Origin of the sequence: Bradyrhizobium sp. BR 10289 (genome assembly GCF_019455385.1) — a bacterium.
Taxonomy (GTDB): Bacteria; Pseudomonadota; Alphaproteobacteria; order Rhizobiales; family Xanthobacteraceae; genus Bradyrhizobium.
The window spans coordinates 1-19,361 of the sequence record NZ_JACOFR010000041.1 but is presented as its reverse complement, the minus strand read 5'-3'; the positions used below and the strand labels follow the sequence as shown (position 1 = coordinate 19,361).

The following is a 19,361-nucleotide window of genomic DNA, read 5'->3' as shown; positions in this document are numbered from 1 at the left end:
GGGCAGGGCAGGCCTGCGGTTGATGGCTGCCGCCGGAATGGGCAGACTGCTCGAGGCTTCGGAGGCAACTAGCCCATGGATGAGATCACACTGACATTCTACCGGGAGAACGCAGCGGCCTATGCCGGCTGGAAGAAAGCGCCCTCGACGCGGCTCATGGCTTTTCTCGCCCTACTGCCGCAAGGCGGTGCGATTCTCGAGCTCGGCTGCGGTGCCGGACATCATTCGGCGGTGATGCTGGCCGAAGGCTTTGCGGTGCGAGCAACCGACGGCTCGCCGGAAATGGCGGCGATCGCCTCGCAGCGCTTGGGCCAGCCCGTCGAGGCGATGCGGTTCGACCAGTTGGACGCGCAAGCGGCCTATGACGGCGTCTGGGCGAGCGCCTGTCTGCTGCACGTGCCACGCGACGAGCTTTCCGGAATTCTGGCGCGGATTCATCGCGCGCTCAAACCGTCGGGCGTGTTCTATGCCAGCTACAAGATGGGCGAGAGTGACGGCCGGGACAGCCTCGGCCGCTATTACAGTTACGTATCGCCCGAATGGCTCGCGGCGACCTACGCCAGCGCGGGACCGTGGACCACGCTGTCATCCGACACCAATGTGATCCAGAGTTTTGACGAGACGCCGGCCAACATGCTCAATCTCGTCGTTCGGAAAGTGTCGGCTTGATCCTCAGAGCACCCTGAAGATCGCCAGCGCCAGCACGGCCTGCGCGAGGAAGCCGACGAAGAAGGCGAGGGTGCGAAACACCGGAACTCCCAGCGCATAGACGATCAGATGCGCGACGCGCGACCAGAAATAGACGACGCAGGCGAGCACGGTCCATTTCGAGGAATAGTCGATCGCGTTCAGGATCAGCACCAGCGGCGCAAACAGCACAAGGTTCTCGACCGCGTTGTCGTGGGCGAACATCAGGCGGTTCGCCCATTCGGCCTGCGGCTTGTCGCCGCGCGAGGGATTGGCCATTGCGCCGCTGAGGCCGCGGACCTGGCAGCGGTTGATGGTGTAGGGAATCCAGAGAATGCCGGTCAGGATCACCGTACACGTCAGCCAGAACAATTCACGCGTCATAACCCGGTCCCTCATTCGTCGCTGTGCTGAAAGCGAGCTTATACGAAAGCGCGCGCCATTGCGCTATGCGCGAACCCTGACATAGCTGCCGGGCGCGTCCTCGATCGGCGGCGCGGCCTCGCTGCCGACGTTGCGCGCCGGAACTTCCTCGGGATCGAGGCTGGCCAGCCATTGCCGCCAGTCCGGCCACCACGAGCCCTTGTGCTCGACCGCGCCCTTCATCCACTCGGCGAGATTGGACGCCTTGATGTTGTCGTTGGTCCAGTACTGGTACTTGTTCGAGGCGGGCGGATTGACCACGCCGGCGATGTGGCCCGAGCCCGACAGCACATATTTCACCGGCCCGCCGAAGAATTGCGAGCCGTACAGCACCGATTCCGCCGGCGCGATGTGGTCCTCGCGGGTGGCGAGATTGTAGACGGGCACCTTGACCTTGGAGAGGTCGAGCAGCGTGTTGTCGAGCACCATCGTGCCCGCCGACAGCCGGTTCTCCAGATAGCAGTTGCGCAAGTAGTAGGAATGATTCGACGCGGTCATGCGCGTCGCATCCGAATTCCAGTGCAGCAGGTCGAATGCGCTTGGCTGCTGGCCCTTCAGGTAGTTGCTGACGACGTAGGACCAGATCAGGTCGTTGGAGCGCAGCATGTTGAAGGCCATCGCCATCTTGGAGCCTTCGAGCACCCCGGCCGCCTTCATGTCCTGCTCGAGTGCTGCGATCTGCTCTTCGTCGACGAACACCAGGAGATCACCCGCATGGGTGAAGTCGACCTGCGCCGCGAAGAAGGTCGCGGACGCGACGCGCTGGCGGCGCTTCTCGGCGAGCCAGGCCAGCGTGGTCGCGAGCATGGTGCCGCCGACGCAATAGCCTGCGGTATGCACCTTCATCTCGCCGGTGACCTTCTCGATCACGTCCATCGCCGTGAGCGGGCCTTCCTTCATGTAGTCTTCCCAGCTCTTGGCACCGAGCTTCTTGTCGGGATTGACCCATGAGATCACGAACACGGTGATGCCCTGGTCGACGCACCACTTGATGTAGGATTTCTCCGGCTTGAGATCGAGGATGTAGAACTTGTTGATCCAGGGCGGCACGATCAGCAGCGGCGTGCGCAGCACCTTCTCCGTGGTCGGCGCATACTGGATCAGCTGCATCAACTCGTTCTGGAAGATCACCTTGCCCGGCGTCGTCGCCATGTTGACGCCGACGACGAGATTGTCGGGGTTGGACTGGCGGATCTTCAGCATGCCCTTGCCGGCGGCGATGTCCTCGGCCAGCATCTTCAGGCCGCGCGCGAGATTCTCGCCGCTGCTCGCGACCGTCTCGCGCAGCACCTCCGGATTGGTCAGCACGAAGTTCGAGGGCGAGATCGCGTTGGTGACCTGCTGGACGTAGAACTCGGCCTTGCGGCGGGTCTGCGGATCGAGCTCGGCATCGCGCACCAGTTCCTGCGCCCACTTGGTCGTGAGCAAATAGAGCTGCATCACGAAATCGAAGAACTGGTTCGACTTCCATTCCGGATCGGCGAAGCGCTTGTCGCGCGGCGAGGGCGCGATTGCGGGTGCGGCATCCTGTCCGGCCATGCGGCGCGCCGCCGAGCCCCAGAGGTCGAGGTAGTCCTTGGCGAGCTTGGTCTGCAAATCGGTCGAGCGCGACTGGTCCGACAGCCAGTATTCGGCGACCGAGGTGAAGGTCTTGACCACTTCGGCGAGCTCGGCCGGCGGGCGGTCCTGCACTTCGCCGCTCTCGCGCGGCTTGAGATAGGCGGCCAGCGCCTTGCCGCCGCTCTCCATCGCCCGCGCGACGTTCATCGCGAAGGCTTCCGCATCGAACTTCGTCTCGGACTTGTTGCCTGACTGGGGCGTATCGATCGTGGCGGTACTCATGAAGATAACAGTAACGATTCATTCCGTATTCGTCACCGCGAAGCTCGCATCTTTGGCGCTAAACACGCGGCAAGATGTGCTGCACTGCGAGAAGGCTTCTTGGTTTGGTCACAATCGGGGTGCAACTCTTGGACCATTGGGGCCTTGGATGTTTTCTTAGCTCTTAACCATTTGTGGGCAGCAATGGTTTGAGCTTGGGCAGGTTGTTGGGATAAGCTCCCTACAGCCTGGCGTTGGGACGAGTAGGGGATTTCCCAAGTGTTGGCGTTGAGGGACCTGCAAAAGTCGCTGCCGATCTTTGGCGCGCTGCTGATGGCGGCGCTTGCCCTGGCTGGCTGTTCGAGTCAGCTGGCGGATTACACATCCACAGACACGCCAGCCCATCCCAGGGAGCCCGGCACTTACCTGCCGGTGCACGATCTGCCGCCGGATCGCGACCAAGCGATCATCCCGCCGGACCAACGCGCCAAGATCGAAGCCGAGCTTGCCGCCGCGCGCGAACGCCAAGCCATCGCCGCCAAGGAGGCCAAGTGAGCTTGCGCGGAGAGTGAGGCCGTGCGCAAGGTAATCGCTGGCGCCCCCGCCTTGCCGTGCTAAAAGACCTCAGTTCAGCCGAGAGTCAGGGCGAACGATTTCAGGTCCCGCAGTCGAAGATTGCTCTAAGTGTTTGATTTTGAGCCATTTTAGCCGGCGGGCGGGTGTCGTCATCTGCGCCACTCGATACCAGTCGATTCTGTCCTGACCGGTTGCCGGGAGCCCAGAGAGCCATGGACGAGTTTTACCGCATCCGCCGCCTTCCGCCTTACGTGTTCGAGCAGGTCAACCGGGCCAAGGCGGCTGCGCGGAATGCCGGCGCCGATATCATCGACCTCGGCATGGGCAATCCGGACCTGCCGGCGCCGCCCCATGTGCTGGAGAAGCTCAAGGAGACCTTGGGCAAGCCGCGCACCGACCGCTACTCGGCCTCCCGCGGCATCCCCGGCCTGCGCCGGGCCCAGGCCGCCTATTACGATCGCCGCTTCGGCGTGAAGCTCAACCCCGACACCCAGGTGGTGGCGACGCTCGGCTCCAAGGAGGGCTTTGCCAACGTGGCCCAGGCGATCACCGCGCCCGGCGACGTCATCCTCTGTCCGAACCCGAGCTACCCGATTCACGCCTTCGGCTTTTTGATGGCGGGCGGCGTGATCCGCTCCGTGCCCTCCGAGCCGACGCCGCAATTCTTCGAGGCGGTGGAGCGCGCGATCGTCCACTCCATTCCGAAGCCGCTGGCACTTGTGGTTTGCTATCCCTCGAACCCGACCGCCTATGTCGCGAGCCTCGATTTCTACAAGGACCTCGTTGCTTTCGCGAAGAAGCACGAGATCCTGATCCTGTCCGATCTCGCCTACGCGGAAGTTTATTTCGACGAGAGCAATCCGCCGCCCTCGGTGCTGCAGGTGCCGGGCGCGATCGACGTCACCGTCGAGTTCACCTCGATGTCGAAGACCTATTCGATGGCCGGCTGGCGCATGGGCTTTGCGGTCGGCAATGACCGCGTCATCGCAGCGCTCGCCCGCGTCAAATCCTATCTCGACTACGGCGCCTTCACCCCCGTGCAGGTCGCCGCGACCGCCGCGCTGAACGGTCCCGATGATTGCATCAAGGAGATGCGCGACACCTATCGCAAGCGCCGCGACGCGCTGGTGGAATCGTTCGGCCGTGCCGGCTGGGAGATTCCGCCGCCGGAGGCCTCGATGTTCGCCTGGGTGCCGCTGCCGGAGGCGTTCCGCAGCGTCGGCAGCATGCAGTTCGCGACGCTGATGGTGGAAAAATCCGGCGTCGCCGTGTCGCCCGGCGTCGGCTTTGGCGAGCATGGTGAAGGATATGTCCGCATCGCCATGGTGGAAAACGAGCAACGGATCAGGCAGGCCGCGCGCGGCGTGCGCCGCTTCCTTGAAAGCGGCATCGAAACGTTGCACAACGTCGTTCCGCTCGCCAACCGGCGCTAATTCTCTTCGACAGGTTTTCTCAAGGCATCATGGTTGCACCCCTGAAAGTGGGCATAGCGGGGCTCGGCACCGTGGGTGCCGAAGTCGTCCGTCTGATTGAAACGCAGGCCCGCGTGCTCTCCGGCCGCAGCGGCCGCGGCATTCGTGTCGTCGCTGTGACTGCGCGTTCAAAGGCGAAGAAGCGCGGCATCGATCTGCGCGGCGTCGAATGGGCCAAGGACCCGATGGCGCTGGCCACGCATCCCGAGGTCGACTGCTTCGTCGAACTGATGGGTGGCGCCGGCGATCCCGCTCTCTCTGCGGTTGAAGCTGCGCTCAATGCCGGCAAATCGGTCGTCACCGCCAACAAGGCGCTGCTGGCCAAGCACGGTTTGAAGCTGGCAAAGGCCGCCGAAAAGCACGGCGGCGCGCTGAATTTCGAGGCAGCGGTCGGCGCTGCGATCCCTGTCATCAAGACGTTACGCGAGGGTCTTGCGGGAACCGGCATCAACCGCGTCTACGGCATCCTCAACGGCACCTGCAATTACATCCTGACCCGGATGGAGCAGGAGGGTCTGTCCTTTGCCGAATGTCTCAAGGACGCGCAGCGGCTCGGCTATGCCGAGGCCAACCCATCTTTCGACGTCGACGGTCACGACACCGCGCAGAAGCTCGCCATTCTCGCCAGCCTCGCTTTCGGCACGAAAGTTGCTCAGGGCGCGGTGTATGTCGAAGGCATCTCCTCCATCGCGCCGGAAGATCTCCGCGCCGCTGACGATCTCGGCTACCGGCTCAAGCTGCTCGGCGTTGCCGTGCGCACCGCCAAGGGCATCGAGCAGCGCGTGCATCCGACCATGGTTCCCAAATCCTCATCGATCGCGCAGGTGATGGGTGTCACCAACGCGGTCACGATCGATGGCGAGGGCATTCCGCCGATCACGCTGGTCGGTCCCGGTGCCGGGGGAGCCGCGACCGCATCCGCCGTCGTCGCCGACATCGCGGACGTTGCGCGCGGCATCCGCGCCAATCCGTTCGGCCGGCCGATCGCGCAGCTCCACGAGACAAAGAAGGCGCCGATGGAGCGCCATGAGGGCGGCTACTACATCCGTCTCTTGGCGCGCGATTTCCCGGGCACAGCGGCTCGGATCGCGACCCGGCTCGCGGAGCAGAAGATTTCGATCGAGTCGATCGTGCAGCGTCATCCCAATGGCGGCGCTGCGCCCGCAGACGGCAAGGCGGTGCCTGTGCCCGTGATCCTGATCACCTACGCAACGCATGAGGACGCGGTGCGCCGCGCGCTCGCCGCCGTGCAGAAGGACAAGGTGATCAGCGGACGGCCGCAGGTCATCAGGATCGAGAAGAACTAGAGCATGCAATGACACGGTTCGAACGAACTGTGGGTGTTACGAGTTGATGCGGGCAGGGCATCCTGTCCCAAACGGTTTCGAAGGAGTTAGCCGATGTCGACCCATATTGAAGTCCCCCCGCATGCCTTGCTCGAGCGTATTCTCACGCTGGAGATCGTGCGCGTGACGGAGCGGGCCGCGGTGTCGTCAGCGCGGCTGCGCGGGCACGGCCAGGAGAAGGCCGCCGACCAGGCTGCCGTCGACGCCATGCGGCGCGAGCTCAACAAGCTGCCGATCCAGGGCACCATCGTGATCGGCGAAGGCGAGCGCGACGAGGCGCCGATGCTCTTCATCGGCGAGAAGGTTGGCCTGAACGCCGGCCCCGAGGTCGACATCGCGGTCGACCCGCTCGAAGGCACCACGCTGTGCGCCAAGAACATGCCGGGCTCGATCGCCACCATGGCGATGGCCGACGGCGGCACGCTGCTGCACGCCCCCGACGTCTACATGCAGAAGCTCGCGATCGGTCCCGGTTACGACAAGGGCGTCGTCGAACTCGACGCCTCGCCGGCCGACAACGTCCGCCGCCTCGCCAAGGCCAAGGGCGTGAAGCCCGAAGGCATCACCGTGCTCGTGCTCGACCGCCCGCGCCATGCAAGCATCATCGAGAGCGTACGCTCGACCGGCGCCGCCGTGCGCCTGATCACCGACGGCGACGTGGCCGGCGTGATCCACTGCGCCGACCCCGACAACACCGGCGTCGACATGTATCTCGGCACCGGCGGCGCGCCGGAAGGCGTGCTCGCGGCCGTTGCGCTGCGCTGCATCGGCGGCCAGATGCAGTGCCGCCTCATCCTCGATTCCGGCGAGAAGGTAGAGCGCGCCGCGAAGATGGGCGTCAACGATCCCAAGATGATCTACGGCATCGAGGACATGGCGCGCGGCGACTGCCTGTTCGCCGCCACCGGCGTCACCACCGGTTCGCTGCTCTCCGGCGTCAAATTCCGCAAGGACGGCGTGATCGAGACCGAGACCGTGGTGATGCGTTCCGTCACCGGCACCGTGCGCTACATCAAGGCCGAACACCGCGAGCTCGCGAAGTTCCATCTGGATTGAGGCCGCGACCTCCCGCGCGATCGTTCGACCGCCCTGGTCGGGCGCGTGCTGCGGGCTTGATCCATCGCGTGACTGCTACGGACTGTGAGGCGGCGCGGGCATAAACAGGAACGCGTCGCACAAGGTCAGAGCGAGCTTCGCGGCCGACTGAAGCTGGCCGACGTCATCGGCCCAGGGTTGGAGAAGGGCCTTCGCGGAGGCCATGTCCCCATTCGCGAGCGCGCGGCGCGCGTTCGTGTCGGCTGCAGCATAGCTGTCGCTTGCCATCATGCCGGACAGTGCCTGCGAGAGTCCTTGATCGAAGCTCTCGAGGCGGACTTCCGATTGGTAGTGATCCGGCCTGAGCCTGATCTGGTTCTCGGCCTGTGCCGGATCGAAAAGCCCGACCTTGCCCAGCATCAGCAGCAGCGGGTGATTCCGGGCGATGGCCGGGGGAATGATCGGATAGGTCCTGATCCTTCCCGACCGGTCATCAAGGGACGAGAATGAGATCACCGGCCCGATGTTGAAGCGCGAGTTGCGGTGGAGCACCGCGACGCGATGATCAATCTCGGAGTCGGCCTCGAACACTGCGCCGCTCTTGGGTACGGCGTCCGGGCCGTTTCCGATCAGGTATGCCGAAAACTGGGCGACGCGGGCGGTGACGCTGCGTTGATCGAGCCCGTCCACCTCGAACTCGATCTCTCGTCCCGTGAACGCGGACAATCCCACCGTATAGGCTCCGACGGTCTTGCCGGAACGGTAGGGGACAATTTCGATCCACAATGCGAACGGTTGATCTGGATAAGGGGCAAATGCGCTGCGCGATTGCTCCAGCCACATCTCGGGCGAACGAGCCACGTTTCCCTGCCAGACCACGGCGACAACACCAGGCAGCGCTGCGACCACGGCACCCACGAAGGCTGTCGTGAGATGCGCGTTCTCGGCGTACCCAAGCGCCTTCGTTTCAGCATTGTTTTCGGCAGATCCCATCGGCGCGACGACAAGATGCGCACGGTGGCGGCCGGCGCGGTGGAAAGCCTCCGGCCATAGCCACGAGGCGCGCTGCCACAATTGCTGATCATAAGGTATCGGCGCCGGCATCATGAGGATCGTCATGAGATGATCGCCGGCACGGATGAACATCGGACCGTCAGCACCGTCGCCTGGTGCGACCGGGCTTCCGCTCCACTGCATTTCGGGATGACGAATGCGCAATGTCCGGATCAGCGCCGCCTCGTCGGGGAGGCGGGCATCTTCAAGCAATATGTACGCGACAGGAATGGTCGTCATGGCTGATGCACGCGCGCCCCGACTGGTTCACGCTGGTCACATCGCTCGTTGCGGACGAGCTTGACGTGGCAGGCGACCGCTATTGTTGCACGGAAAGGATCATGCTTTAAAGCCCTCGATCTCGACCGGAGCCAACCGGGTGCAGGAAAAATCCGCGGAGCGAAACATGACACCGAAATCAGATCTCTCCGGCGTCAAAGCCCTCGTGTTCGACGTGTTCGGCACGGTCGTGGACTGGCGCACCAGCCTCATCACCGACTTCATGTGGTGGGGCAAGCAGCGCGGCATCAGCGCCGACTGGACCGCTTTAGTCGACGGCTGGCGTGCGGTCTACTCGGCCTCGATGGACGAGGTGCGCAAGAACCCGCAGAACGGCTACGTCATGCTCGACGATCTGCACCGCCGCTCGCTGGAAAAGCTGGTCGAGAAGTTTGCGATCAAGGGCCTCACCGAAGCCGATCTCGATTACCTCACCAAAGGCTGGCATCGCCTCAATCCCTGGCCCGACAGCGTCGCCGGCCTGACCCGCCTCAAGACGAAATTCGTCATCTCGCCGCTGTCGAACGGCAATGTCGCGCTGCTCACCAACATGGCGAAGTTCGCCGGGCTCCCCTGGGATCTCATCATGTCGGCCGAGTTGTTCGAGCACTACAAGCCCGATCCCGAAACCTATCTCGGCGCCGCCAGGCTGCTGTGCCTGAAGCCGGAAGAGGTGATGATGGTCGCGGCGCATAATTACGATCTCAAGGCCGCGCAGAGCTATGGCCTGAAGACCGCCTTCGTTGCGCGCCCGACCGAATACGGTCCGCACCAGAAGATCGACTTCGAAGCCACCGGCAACTGGGACATCGTCGCCAAGGATTTTGGCGGCGTCGCCGACGAGCTCGGGTGCTGACCTCGGATCGGTATACATAGCCCTGGGTGGCTCACAGGCCGCCCAGAGCGGACGTGCTGCCTACAACGTCATCTGCATCGGCTCGGGATAATAGTGGAACCCGTCGCCGGCCTTGGCGACGTGCCCGTAGCCCGGCCAGGCGAAGTGATAGGACATCACCGGGACCTTGTTGGCCGCCAGCATCGTGAGCAGTTTTACGCGCGACTCCGCGGCCTGCTTCGGGTCGGTGTCGTAGGAGAACTCCATCCGCGGCCGCTCCAGCAGGAGCACGGAATGGTGCGAGAGGTCGCCTAGGAAGGCGAAGGATTTTCCGGCCGACGAGATCATGAAGATGGTGTGGCCGACGGTGTGACCGGGCGCTGCGATCGCCTGCACGCCGGGCAAAAATTCCTGGCCGTCCTTGAAGAACACGATGCGGTCGCGCACCGGCAGCAAGTTCTTGCGGGCGTGCACGACGAAATCCTTGGCCGCGCCGTCGAGCTTGCCTTCATCGGTCCAGAAGTCGAAATCGGTCTGGGAGATGTAGACCTGCGCGTTCGGGAACAGCGGCTTGCCGCCGTCGTCGACGATGCCGCCGATGTGGTCGATATGGGCATGCGAGCAGACCACCGCGTCGATGTCCTCCCGCTTGATGCCGGCCTCCGTCATGCTCTTCTGCTGCCGCCCCGTGGTCGGGCCGAACAGCTTTGATGAGCCCATGCCCGTGTCGAACAGGATCAGCTTGTCGCCGGTGTTCACGATCGGCGAGTTCTGCTCCAGCACGACATTGTCCGGCGACAGGAAATTGTCGGCCAGCATCTTCTTCACCTCTTCCTTGGGAACGCCGGTGAAGGTGCCGGAGGGATCGCCGAGCGGCAGCGGGCCGTCGGACACGACGGTCACTTCGGCATCGCCGAGAATGAAGCGGTGCCAGTAAGGCGTTTGCGTGCCGAGCTTCGGCGCCCGCGCGAGCGCGCTGCTGCCGAGCATGGCACTGGCCCCAAGGCCGGCACCGAGCGCGAGCAGGGATCGACGTGAGACATCGCGTGTCATGCGTTTCCTCCATTTTCTGTTTTGATCCGCACGATTGTTCGCGCGTGATGGTCGGCCCGCGGGCCTACCGCCGCGATGCTGCGCCGGTTCAAACCGGCTCGCAAGCGGAATTGGTTGAGGCCTTGCAGGCGCTCACGAAAGCAATCGACGATTGTGTCACGATTGTGTTCGCTGCCAGGCTCTCTGCGATTCACGCGATCCGCAGCGCGAGATCGTTGGCGTCGGTCTCGGCAAAGCCCGCCTGCAAAACCTCTTCGCGCTTGTGGCGCAGATGCGCACGCAGGATGTGCGACAGGCCGGCACCGTCGCGGCGCTGCAGCGCGTTGAGGATCGCCTCGTGCTCCTTCACCGCGAACGCCCAGCGCTGCGGCGTCATCGGCGTGACATAGCGGGCGCGGCGGATCCGCGCGGTCACGGACGCATAGAGCGCGGTCAGCGCGGGATTGCCGGCCGCTGCGACGATGCCCTCGTGAATGGCGCGGTTGCCGCGATAGTACTGGAGCAGATCGCCGTCGCGATAATGCCGCACCATCTCCTCATGCGCGGCCGCGATCGCGCCGATCTCGGCATCGCTGATGCGCTCGCAGGCGAGCTCGCCGGCCAGCGCCTCCAGACCCTGGCAGACCTCGAACAGGTCGCGCATGTCCTTGTCGGTCAGCTTCGCCGCGCGCGAGCCACGATGGGGCAGGAGCTGCACGAGGCCTTCGGCGGCCAGCACCTTGAGCGCCTCGCGCAGCGGCGTGCGCGAGATCTCGAGCCGCTCGCACAGCTCACGCTCGGGAATCCGCGCGCCCGGCGGAATCTCGCCGTCGAGCAGGATGGCGCGGATACGGCCGACGACCTCTTCATGAAGCATGGACCTTGCGCTCCTGTTTGAATGCAAAAACGAAGTTATCTGCCGATATTTGGAAGTTCCAGCTTGATAATTGAAGATTTTGCATTCAAAAATGTAAAAAACAAGAGGACACGAGGAAATGGACCAGGCTGCGGGGGCGGAAGACCTCGTTTTCGAATGCAAGGACGGCATCGGGCGGATCACCTTTAACCGCCCGCAGGCGCGCAATGCCTTCACCTTCGCGATGTACGAGCGCTTAGCTGCGGTCTGCGAGGAGGCCAACGAGGATCGCTCCATCAAGGTCCTGGTGCTGCGCGGAGCCGGCGACAAGGCCTTCGCCTCGGGCACCGACATCAACCAGTTTCGCGAGTTCAAGACGCCGCAGGACTCCATCGATTACGAGAACCGGATCGATCGCGTGCTCACCACGCTCGAGCAGTGCCGGGTGCCGACCATTGCGGCGATCAACGGCTTCTGCACCGGCGGCGGGGCGGGCATTGCGGCGGCCTGCGACCTGCGTATCGGCACCGGCAGCACGAAGATCGGATTTCCCATCGCGCGCACCCTCGGCAATTGCCTGTCGATGTCCAATGTCAGCCGTCTCACCGCCCTGATCGGCGCCGCGCGCGTCAAGGATCTGATCTTCACCGCGCGGCTCGTCGACGCCGCGGAGGCCGCCAGCGTCGGGCTGCTCGGCGAGGTCGTCGACGACATCGCTGCGCTCGACAAACGCGCGGACGAAGTCGCGCGCCTCGTGGCCAGCCACGCGCCGCTGACGCTGAATGCGACCAAGCAGGCGGTCGCCCGCCTGCAACGGCGGCTGACGCAGGACGAGGGCGAAGACCTCATCCTGATGTGCTACACGAGCCAGGACTTTCGCGAAGGGCTCGATGCATTCCTCAACAAGCGCGCGCCGCAATGGCGCGGCCAATAGGACGCCCCGATGCAAAGCTCGCAATCCACCTCCCGCCGTCAGGGACCGCTCGCCGGCCTCAAGGTCGTCGATCTCACCCATGTCATGGCAGGGCCGACCTGCACCCTGATGCTCGCCGACATGGGCGCCGACGTCATCAAGATCGAGAAATCGCCTGCTGGCGACGACACCCGCCATTCGGTGCCGCCGAAGCTCGGCGACGAGGCGGCCTCCTTCCTGATGATGAACCGCAACAAGCGCGGCATCGTGCTCGACCTCAAGACCGACGGCGGCAAGCAGGTGCTGCGGCGGCTGATCGCCAGTGCCGACGTGCTGGTGGAGAATTTTGCGCCGGGCGCGATGGAGCGCCTCGGCTTCGGCTATGAGGCCCTGCATAAGGAGTTCCCGTCGCTGATCTATTGCTCGCTGTCCGGCTTTGGCCGTACCGGTCCCTACAAGCACCGCCGCGGGTTTGACCTCGTCGCCCAGGCCATGAGCGGCATCATGAGCTTTACCGGCGAACGCCCCGACGGCCCGCCGGTCAAATGCGGCCCGCCGCTGTCCGACATCACCGCCGGCCTGCTCGCCAGCATGGGCATCCTCGCGGCCTACACCCACCGCCTCAAGACCGGCGAAGGCCAATGGGTCGAGACCTCGCTCTACGAGGCCGCGCTGGTGCAGACCTATTGGCAATCCACCATCGCGCTGGCCGCGGGCACCGCGCCGCGCGCGATGGGCTCGGCCCATCCGCTGAACGCGCCGTACCAGGCTTTCGAAGCCTCCGACGGCTGGCTCGTCGTCGGCGGCGCCAACAAGAAGCACTGGCTGTTGATGCTGGAAGCGCTTGGCGCCAGCGAGCTCGCCGCCGATCCGCGCTTCGTGAGCGGGGCCGACCGCATGGCGAATTTGAAGGAGCTCGAGGCGGTGCTCAGCGAGCGCTTCCGCACGAGGTCGCGCGCGCATTGGCTCGCGGCGCTCGAGGAGAAGGGCGTGCCCTGCGGCCCCGTGCACGACATGCTGGAGGCTCTCAGCGATCCGCAGACGCTGGCGCGCGAGATGGTGGTCGAGGTCGAGCATTCCACGCTCGGCCCCGTCAAGACCATCGGGCTTCCCGTGAAGTTTTCGGAGACCCCGGGCAAGGTGCTGTCGGGCGCGCCGGTTTACGGCGAGCATACGAGTGAGGTGCTGGCCGAATACGGCTTCGACCCAACGCAGATCGAAGCGCTCGAAAAAGAAGGCGCAATCGTCCGGGCCATGGGAAGACGCAAGGAACGCGTCGCCTGACCTGACGATCGAGACAATATAAAAACAAACACAAAAAGCTGGAGGAAATCATGGGTGGGACGTCGAAGCTTCTGCTGTCCGCGGCCGTCACCGTACTCGCGAGCACCATGCCGGTGCTCGCTGCCTGGCAACCGCAAAAGCCGATCGAGTTCGTGGCGACGGCGGGGCCGGGCGGCGGCACCGATAATCTCGCCCGCGCCGTGCAGAACATCATCACCAAGTACAAGCTGACGGAGCAGCCGATCGTCGTCGTCAACAAGGGCGGCGGCAGCGGCGCCGAAGGCTATGTCTACGGCAAGGCCTCCGCCGGCGATCCCTACAAGGTGATCTTCGGCACCTCGAACGCCTGGCAGCAGCCGCTCGTCTCAAAAGTCGCCTTCAACTACACCGATCTCACCCCGGTCGCCGCGATGGCGCAGGACGAGTTTTTGCTCTGGGTCAAGCAGGACGCCCCCTACAAGACGGCAGGCGACTATCTGAAGGCGGCCGCATCGGGCGAATTCAAGATGGGCGGCGCGCAGTCCAAGGACACCGACGAGGTGCTGACGCGCATGATCGAGAAGGCCGGCAAGGTCAAGCTGACCTACATCCCGTTCAAGAGCGGCGCCGAGACCGCCGTGCAGCTTGCCGGCGGACATCTCGACTCCCACGTCAACAATCCCAGCGAAAGCCTCGGGCAATGGCGCGGCGGCACGCAGCGGCCGCTCTGCGTGTTCAGCCCGAAGCGCCTGCCGCAGGGCGCCAAGATCACCGCGACCGAAGGCTGGGGAGACGTGCCGACCTGCGTCGAGCAGGGCCTCGACATCAAGCAATATGAGCAGCCGCGCACGGTGTGGCTGCCCGGCAAGGTCACGCCGGAGCAGGCGGCCTACTACGGCGATCTCATGAGGAAGGTGCAGGCGACGCCGGAATGGAAGGACTACCTCGAGAAAACCTCCCAGGTCGACACGTTCCTCACCGGCGCCGAGTTCGACAAGTTCATCAAGGAGGACCTCGAACACGTCAAGCAGGTCGCGGGCGAGCAGGGCTGGCTGGTCAAGTGAGGCTGGGCGCTCGCATCAGCCTTGATGGGCGCGGGGTTTCTCCCGCAGCTCCGCTGTCGTCTCTGCGAACGCAGGGACCCATACCGCGTGATCTATCGATGGATGTCGAGCGTCGTATCGACGAACGTTTAACTTCCAGTCTTCGCCAAACTTCTCCCTGGGGTTATGGGTCCCTGCGTTCGCAGGGAGGGCACCGAATGCTGGGCCCGATGCTCGACGGGAGCCTTCCATGATCTCGCGCCGCGCCCTCGAACTTGCGACCGCCATCCTCACCGGCAGCTTCGGTGTCGCCGTCGTGGTCCAGAGTCTGGACAACGGCATCGGCTGGTCGAGCGCGGGCGTGGACGCCGGCACGTTCCCGTTTCTGACCGGCATCATCATCGTGAGCGGAAGCCTCTATAATCTGGTGCGAGGCGTGCTGCCGGCTGCATCGCTCGCAAACGTCCCCATCGCCATCACGCCCCTCGAGCTGCGCCGTCTCACGAGCCTGTTCGTGCCAGCCGCGATCTTCGTCGCGGCGATCCCGCTGCTGGGGATGTATCTCGCCTCAGCCCTCTATGTCTTCGCGGTGCTGGCGATCCCCAGGCACCAATCCGTGCCGCGCGCGCTCGCGATGGCCGCCGCAACGGCGCTCGGGCTCTACGTCGTGTTCGAGCGCATGTTCCAGGTCAGCCTGCCGCACGGCGCGCTCGCCGCCGCGTTCGGCCTCTAGGGGCAGGGCCGATGGATAATCTCCCCGAGCTCCTCCACGGCTTCACCATCGCGGTCACCGTGCCGCATCTGGCCTTGATGTGCGTCGGCGTGCTGCTCGGCATCCTCGTCGGCGTGCTGCCGGGGCTGGGCGCGCCGAACGGCGTGTCGTTGCTGCTGCCGCTGACCTTCGGCATGCAGCCGGTCTCGGCGATCATCCTGCTCTCCAGCATGTATTGGGGCGCGCTATTCGGGGGCTCCGTCACCTCGATCCTGTTCAACATCCCGGGTGAGCCGTCCTCGGTCGCAACCACCTTCGACGGATATCCGATGGCGCGCGACGGCCGGCCGACTACGGCGCTCGCCACCGCCTTCGGCTCTGCGGCATTCGGCGCGCTTGTCGGCGTCATCCTGATCACCTTCCTCGCCTCCTGGGTGGCAGAGGTCGCGCTCGCCTTCGGGCCTGCGGAGTATTTCGCGGTCTATTTCCTCGCCTTTGCCAGCTTCGTCGGCATGGGCGGCGCGGCGCCGATCAAGACCGTCGTGGCACTCGCCATCGGCTTTGCGATCGCCGCCATCGGCATCGACACGGTGTCCGGGAGCGTCCGTCTCACCATGGGCGTGGACGAACTGGTCAAGGGCGTGAACTTCGTCGTCGCGGTGATGGGCCTGTTCGGCATCGGCGAGCTGCTGGTTGCGGTGGAGGAAGAGTTTCACGCCCGCGCCGTGTCCTCGAAGATCGACTGGCGCGAGGTGTTCCGCGCGGTTGGCCGCCTGCCCAGGCATGCGCTGGCGCTGCTGCGCAGTGCCGCGATCGGCTGCTGGATGGGAATCACGCCCGGTGGCCCGACCGCGGCGTCCTTCATGAGCTATGGCATCGCCCGCCGCTTCTCGCGCCGCGGCCGCTATTTCGGCACCGGCGAGGTCGAAGGCATCATCTCGCCGGAGACCGCCGATCATGCCGCCGGCACCAGCGCGCTACTGCCGATGCTCTCGCTCGGCATTCCCGGCTCGGCGACCGCGGCGGTCATGATGGGCGGGCTGATGATCTGGGGCCTCAATCCCGGCCCGATGCTGTTCGTCGACCAGAAGGACTTCGTCTGGGGCCTGATCGCCTCGATGTATGTCGGCAACATCGTCGCGGTCGCGCTGGTGCTGCTGACCGTGCCGGTCTTTGCCGCCTTGATGCGGATTCCCTTCGTCATCATCGCGCCGCTGATCGTGATCATCTGCGTCGTCGGCGCCTATTCGGTGTCGAACTCCTATCTCGACGTCGTCATGATGCTCGGCTTCGGCATCGTCGGCTATCTCTTCAAGAAGCTGTTCTATCCCTTGGCGCCGCTCGTGCTCGCGATCGTGATCGGCGACAAGGCCGAGGATGCGTTCCGGCAATCGATGCTGATGTCGAAGGGATCGCTCGGCATCTTCTTCGCCAACAAGCTGGTGACCTGCCTGATCGTGGGCGGCATCGCGCTGCTGTTGCTCCCGCTCGTGCTTCAGCTGGCGCGCCCCTTTCGCAAGCCGGCGCCGCCCACCAACGAGACGACCGCTCAGGAGAAGGTGATCATATGACCGCAAAGCCGCTCGTTGCACTGGCGATGGGAGATCCCGCCGGCATCAGCCCGGAGCTGACGGCCAAGCTGGTGGTGCAGGACGATATCCGCGCGAGCTGCCGGATTGCCGTGATCGGCGACCGCCGCATCTTCGACGAAGGCGCGCGCGTTGCAGCCGTCAAGCCTGAGATGACGATGGTGGAGCAGGGCACCGACCTTCGGGCCGCAAAGGGCGAGGCGCTGTTCGTCGATCTCCGTCACCTCGATGCCGGTGCGGTCGAGCCGAAGACGGCGACCCTCGCCGGTGGCCAATTCGCGCTGGCTAACTACAAGCATGCACTCGAGCTCGGCCGCGACGGTCGCGCCGACGCCGTTTGTTTTACTCCCTTCAACAAGCATGCGATGCGGCTGGCCCGCGCCGAATATGACGACGAGATCGCGTTTTCGGCGGAGGTGGTTGGTCTCAAGACCCCGGCGAGCGAATTCAACGTGCTCGACCGGCTCTGGAACGCGCGCGTCACCTCGCACATTCCGCTGAAGGATGTCGCGGCGAACCTGTCCAGCGAACGCATCCATCGCGCGCTGAAGCTGACCGATGCCTGCATGCGCAATGCCGGCTTTGCACGCCCGCGCATTGCGGTCGCCGGCCTCAATCCGCACGCCGGCGACGGCGGCAATTTCGGCCGCGAGGAGATCGATGTGATCGCGCCGGTGGTCGCAGCCGGCCAGCGCGACGGCATCGCCGCCGAGGGGCCATTTCCGGCCGATACCGTGTTCCTGCGCGCCAAGGCCGGCGCCTTCGATGCCGTGCTGACGATGTATCACGACCAGGGCCAGATCGCGATGAAGCTGATGGGGTTCGATCGCGGCGTCACCTTGCTCGGCGGCTTCCCGTTCCCGATCTGCACGCCCGCCCACGGCACCGCTTATGACATCGCGGGGCAGGGGATCGCCTCGATCGGCGCCAGCCGCGCTGCACTGCTGCTCGCGGCGGAGATGGCGGCGCGCCGGGCGGAGTGATTGCGCGAGGGCTCAACCTTCACCATAAGCCGGATCATTGGGTGCTTTCCCAGGCCCGCAAATGAGCCGTTGCCGAACTGCGTCGAAGAGCCAAAAAGCCTGCTTCCAGGAGATGAGCCGACCAAGGCGAACAACCCGCCAAGGGCGGCTTGTGACCCATTGCCGACTTTTGATGGCGGTTGCTTCTTGCGGCCGGTTCCGAGTTCCAGCAAAGCTTTTGAGCAATCGTCGCAACGAAAGCTAAACCAAATACGCAAGCGGGAAATTCACCAGTTCACTCTACTCAAGATCGCGATGAAGCTGGGAGAAGTCAGCTCGGGCTGAAAGCTCTTCGCTTTTTTAGCGCAAGGATAGCGCCCGATGCCCTTCCTCGCTGCGGAGCGCGGACATGACTGAGTTTGGACGTAGGCAATACTATTCGGCCAGCGATCGCAACCGCGCGGAAACGCAGGGCACGATGAGGTGGCTTGCCGGCACCGTCGCTGCGATTGCGCTGATCGCAGGCTCGTTCCTGGGCTACAGAGTTATTTATCTCCCTGCTGACCAAGATCCGCTGCTGCAGAGCCATGAGTCCTTTGAAGCGATGGTAGATAGGCATGCGTCTGAGGAAGAACTCTTTCAAGAGTATGTCTCTCTTGATACGAGGCCGATCCCAATCGCTTTTGATAAAAAGGTCTACAAGATCCCGCGCAATTATCTAGTGGATTTAAACCGGCCAGGTGCCGATCTCAAAGAGACCACGTTCGAGATTCACGTCCTGCTTCCCGACTTGGTGCCAAGGACGGCTAACACTGCCGATAAGTTCTTAAAGCCCCCGCATTACGGCGGACTTCGAGACCAGATGAATGCGACTATCCGAGGGCGCCAGGAGGAGCTGGACTGGTCCAAAAGACGGCTTGAGTGGGATCGTTGGTGTGCAGAGAAAGGCCAAGGTGCTTTTCGTCAGGTCGATTCCGGTTACAGACTATGTGAGGCTTCTAATTCCGATCTGTTTTTGAAGGATACGACTGAAGGCCCTTTGATTTTCAGCTGCGAGAAGATCACGGACAAGAATCCTGGTTGCACTGTTGCGGGGCCGACCGGGGCGCAATACGGCGTTCTGGTTTTAGAGTTCAGTCGCAAATACGTTTACCAAGCGGACGAGATCAGGAAGCGGTTTCTGTTGCTCTTGGATTCATTTGTCGAAAAATAGGCCCAGCCAGCCCGCGCAGGCAACACTTGATACGTCAGTCTGGCAACAAGGATGCCTGCTCCTGAGCCCACATTGCTGCGGTGCATGAGTCTCTTCATGGCCCGACTGCGACGTTCGTTGCCGAACTGAGAATGTCGGCTTTTCAGGGTGGACCGGAAGCCGGCGCGCCTCAGCTCGACCGACGCGAATGACCCAAAGCAGACACGGCATCACTTGGTGTCATGCATCTCGAACGCGTCCATAAGCGCGAT

General features: G+C 64.0%; 18 protein-coding genes. 13 read left to right on the top strand and 5 right to left on the bottom strand.

Annotation, left to right across the window (positions count from 1 at the left end; translation table 11 throughout):
* Nucleotides 1-75 precede the first annotated feature (75 nt).
* A complete protein-coding gene (locus tag HYH08_RS36370) occupies nt 76-669 on the top strand; it encodes a class I SAM-dependent methyltransferase (RefSeq protein WP_220014630.1) in 594 nt (197 codons plus the stop codon).
* A 3-nt stretch (nt 670-672) separates the two neighbouring features.
* On the opposite strand, the gene HYH08_RS36365 is transcribed toward HYH08_RS36370, so the two are convergent.
* Nucleotides 673-1,071, bottom strand: coding sequence for an MAPEG family protein (locus tag HYH08_RS36365; RefSeq protein WP_220014629.1), 399 nt, complete (start codon nt 1,069-1,071; stop codon nt 673-675).
* Between the two features lie 63 nt (nt 1,072-1,134).
* Nucleotides 1,135-2,952 carry a PHA/PHB synthase family protein gene (locus HYH08_RS36360; protein ID WP_220014628.1) on the bottom strand — a complete coding sequence of 606 codons (1,818 nt, stop codon included), beginning with the start codon at nt 2,950-2,952 and terminating at the stop codon, nt 1,135-1,137.
* Between the two features lie 258 nt (nt 2,953-3,210).
* On the opposite strand from HYH08_RS36360, the gene HYH08_RS36355 reads away from it, so the two are divergent.
* From HYH08_RS36355 to glpX, 4 genes are all read left to right on the top strand, one after another.
* Complete coding sequence (locus HYH08_RS36355; protein ID WP_220014627.1) at nt 3,211-3,486, top strand: hypothetical protein; 276 nt, start codon at nt 3,211-3,213, stop codon at nt 3,484-3,486.
* A gap of 233 nt (nt 3,487-3,719) precedes the next feature.
* Nucleotides 3,720-4,940: an LL-diaminopimelate aminotransferase gene (locus HYH08_RS36350; RefSeq protein ID WP_220014626.1), complete on the top strand. Its 1,221-nt coding sequence runs from the start codon at nt 3,720-3,722 to the stop codon at nt 4,938-4,940.
* Nucleotides 4,941-4,969: 29 nt separating this feature from the next.
* On the top strand, nt 4,970-6,286 hold the full coding sequence (locus HYH08_RS36345) for a homoserine dehydrogenase (protein ID WP_220014625.1): 1,317 nt from the start codon (nt 4,970-4,972) through the stop codon (nt 6,284-6,286).
* Nucleotides 6,287-6,379: 93 nt separating this feature from the next.
* Nucleotides 6,380-7,381, top strand: a complete 1,002-nt coding sequence (gene glpX, locus HYH08_RS36340; protein ID WP_220014624.1) for a class II fructose-bisphosphatase — start codon at nt 6,380-6,382, stop codon at nt 7,379-7,381.
* Nucleotides 7,382-7,456: 75 nt separating this feature from the next.
* Here the strand turns inward: glpX and HYH08_RS36335 are convergent, their stop codons facing one another.
* Complete coding sequence (locus tag HYH08_RS36335) at nt 7,457-8,653, bottom strand: hypothetical protein (protein ID WP_220014623.1); 1,197 nt, start codon at nt 8,651-8,653, stop codon at nt 7,457-7,459.
* 166 nt (nt 8,654-8,819) lie between these two features.
* Here HYH08_RS36335 and HYH08_RS36330 point away from each other — a divergent pair, with 166 nt between their 5' ends.
* Nucleotides 8,820-9,548, top strand: a complete 729-nt coding sequence (locus tag HYH08_RS36330) for a haloacid dehalogenase type II (protein ID WP_220014622.1) — start codon at nt 8,820-8,822, stop codon at nt 9,546-9,548.
* Nucleotides 9,549-9,608: 60 nt separating this feature from the next.
* On the opposite strand, the gene HYH08_RS36325 is transcribed toward HYH08_RS36330, so the two are convergent.
* Together HYH08_RS36325 and HYH08_RS36320 are read right to left on the bottom strand one after the other, a co-directional pair.
* Nucleotides 9,609-10,580, bottom strand: a complete 972-nt coding sequence (locus tag HYH08_RS36325) for an MBL fold metallo-hydrolase (RefSeq protein ID WP_220014621.1) — start codon at nt 10,578-10,580, stop codon at nt 9,609-9,611.
* A gap of 190 nt (nt 10,581-10,770) precedes the next feature.
* Nucleotides 10,771-11,436: a GntR family transcriptional regulator gene (locus HYH08_RS36320; RefSeq protein ID WP_220014620.1), complete on the bottom strand. Its 666-nt coding sequence runs from the start codon at nt 11,434-11,436 to the stop codon at nt 10,771-10,773.
* Nucleotides 11,437-11,554: 118 nt separating this feature from the next.
* Here HYH08_RS36320 and HYH08_RS36315 point away from each other — a divergent pair, with 118 nt between their 5' ends.
* The 7 genes from HYH08_RS36315 to HYH08_RS36285 all read left to right on the top strand — a co-directional run bounded on the left by HYH08_RS36315 (nt 11,555) and on the right by HYH08_RS36285 (nt 19,110).
* Nucleotides 11,555-12,349: an enoyl-CoA hydratase/isomerase family protein gene (locus HYH08_RS36315; RefSeq protein WP_220014619.1), complete on the top strand. Its 795-nt coding sequence runs from the start codon at nt 11,555-11,557 to the stop codon at nt 12,347-12,349.
* Nucleotides 12,350-12,358: 9 nt separating this feature from the next.
* Nucleotides 12,359-13,612, top strand: a complete 1,254-nt coding sequence (locus HYH08_RS36310; protein WP_220014618.1) for a CaiB/BaiF CoA transferase family protein — start codon at nt 12,359-12,361, stop codon at nt 13,610-13,612.
* 50 nt (nt 13,613-13,662) lie between these two features.
* On the top strand, nt 13,663-14,655 hold the full coding sequence (locus HYH08_RS36305; protein ID WP_220014617.1) for a Bug family tripartite tricarboxylate transporter substrate binding protein: 993 nt from the start codon (nt 13,663-13,665) through the stop codon (nt 14,653-14,655).
* A gap of 229 nt (nt 14,656-14,884) precedes the next feature.
* Entirely contained in the window at nt 14,885-15,367 is a 483-nt protein-coding gene (locus HYH08_RS36300; RefSeq protein WP_220014615.1) for a tripartite tricarboxylate transporter TctB family protein, read from the top strand.
* A gap of 11 nt (nt 15,368-15,378) precedes the next feature.
* The gene (locus HYH08_RS36295) at nt 15,379-16,917 is read left to right on the top strand and encodes a tripartite tricarboxylate transporter permease (RefSeq protein ID WP_220014614.1); all 1,539 of its coding nucleotides are present in this window, start codon (nt 15,379-15,381) and stop codon (nt 16,915-16,917) included.
* Nucleotides 16,914-17,918, top strand: coding sequence for a 4-hydroxythreonine-4-phosphate dehydrogenase PdxA (locus HYH08_RS36290; protein WP_220014613.1), 1,005 nt, complete (start codon nt 16,914-16,916; stop codon nt 17,916-17,918). The genes HYH08_RS36295 and HYH08_RS36290 overlap by 4 nt, the downstream gene beginning before the upstream one ends.
* A gap of 388 nt (nt 17,919-18,306) precedes the next feature.
* Complete coding sequence (locus HYH08_RS36285; protein WP_220014612.1) at nt 18,307-19,110, top strand: hypothetical protein; 804 nt, start codon at nt 18,307-18,309, stop codon at nt 19,108-19,110.
* Nucleotides 19,111-19,361: the final 251 nt, after the last annotated feature.

Coding starts and splice junctions, on each gene's coding strand:
- HYH08_RS36320 (WP_220014620.1), bottom strand. CDS start 11,436: ATGCTTCATGAAGAGGTCGTCGGCCGTATCCGCGCCATCCTGCTCGAC.
- HYH08_RS36350 (WP_220014626.1), top strand. CDS start 3,720: ATGGACGAGTTTTACCGCATCCGCCGCCTTCCGCCTTACGTGTTCGAG.
- HYH08_RS36370 (WP_220014630.1), top strand. CDS start 76: ATGGATGAGATCACACTGACATTCTACCGGGAGAACGCAGCGGCCTAT.
- HYH08_RS36315 (WP_220014619.1), top strand. CDS start 11,555: ATGGACCAGGCTGCGGGGGCGGAAGACCTCGTTTTCGAATGCAAGGAC.
- HYH08_RS36295 (WP_220014614.1), top strand. CDS start 15,379: ATGGATAATCTCCCCGAGCTCCTCCACGGCTTCACCATCGCGGTCACC.
- glpX (WP_220014624.1), top strand. CDS start 6,380: ATGTCGACCCATATTGAAGTCCCCCCGCATGCCTTGCTCGAGCGTATT.
- HYH08_RS36285 (WP_220014612.1), top strand. CDS start 18,307: ATGACTGAGTTTGGACGTAGGCAATACTATTCGGCCAGCGATCGCAAC.
- HYH08_RS36300 (WP_220014615.1), top strand. CDS start 14,885: ATGATCTCGCGCCGCGCCCTCGAACTTGCGACCGCCATCCTCACCGGC.
- HYH08_RS36345 (WP_220014625.1), top strand. CDS start 4,970: ATGGTTGCACCCCTGAAAGTGGGCATAGCGGGGCTCGGCACCGTGGGT.
- HYH08_RS36305 (WP_220014617.1), top strand. CDS start 13,663: ATGGGTGGGACGTCGAAGCTTCTGCTGTCCGCGGCCGTCACCGTACTC.
- HYH08_RS36325 (WP_220014621.1), bottom strand. CDS start 10,580: ATGACACGCGATGTCTCACGTCGATCCCTGCTCGCGCTCGGTGCCGGC.
- HYH08_RS36365 (WP_220014629.1), bottom strand. CDS start 1,071: ATGACGCGTGAATTGTTCTGGCTGACGTGTACGGTGATCCTGACCGGC.
- HYH08_RS36290 (WP_220014613.1), top strand. CDS start 16,914: ATGACCGCAAAGCCGCTCGTTGCACTGGCGATGGGAGATCCCGCCGGC.
- HYH08_RS36310 (WP_220014618.1), top strand. CDS start 12,359: ATGCAAAGCTCGCAATCCACCTCCCGCCGTCAGGGACCGCTCGCCGGC.
- HYH08_RS36360 (WP_220014628.1), bottom strand. CDS start 2,952: ATGAGTACCGCCACGATCGATACGCCCCAGTCAGGCAACAAGTCCGAG.
- HYH08_RS36335 (WP_220014623.1), bottom strand. CDS start 8,653: ATGACGACCATTCCTGTCGCGTACATATTGCTTGAAGATGCCCGCCTC.
- HYH08_RS36330 (WP_220014622.1), top strand. CDS start 8,820: ATGACACCGAAATCAGATCTCTCCGGCGTCAAAGCCCTCGTGTTCGAC.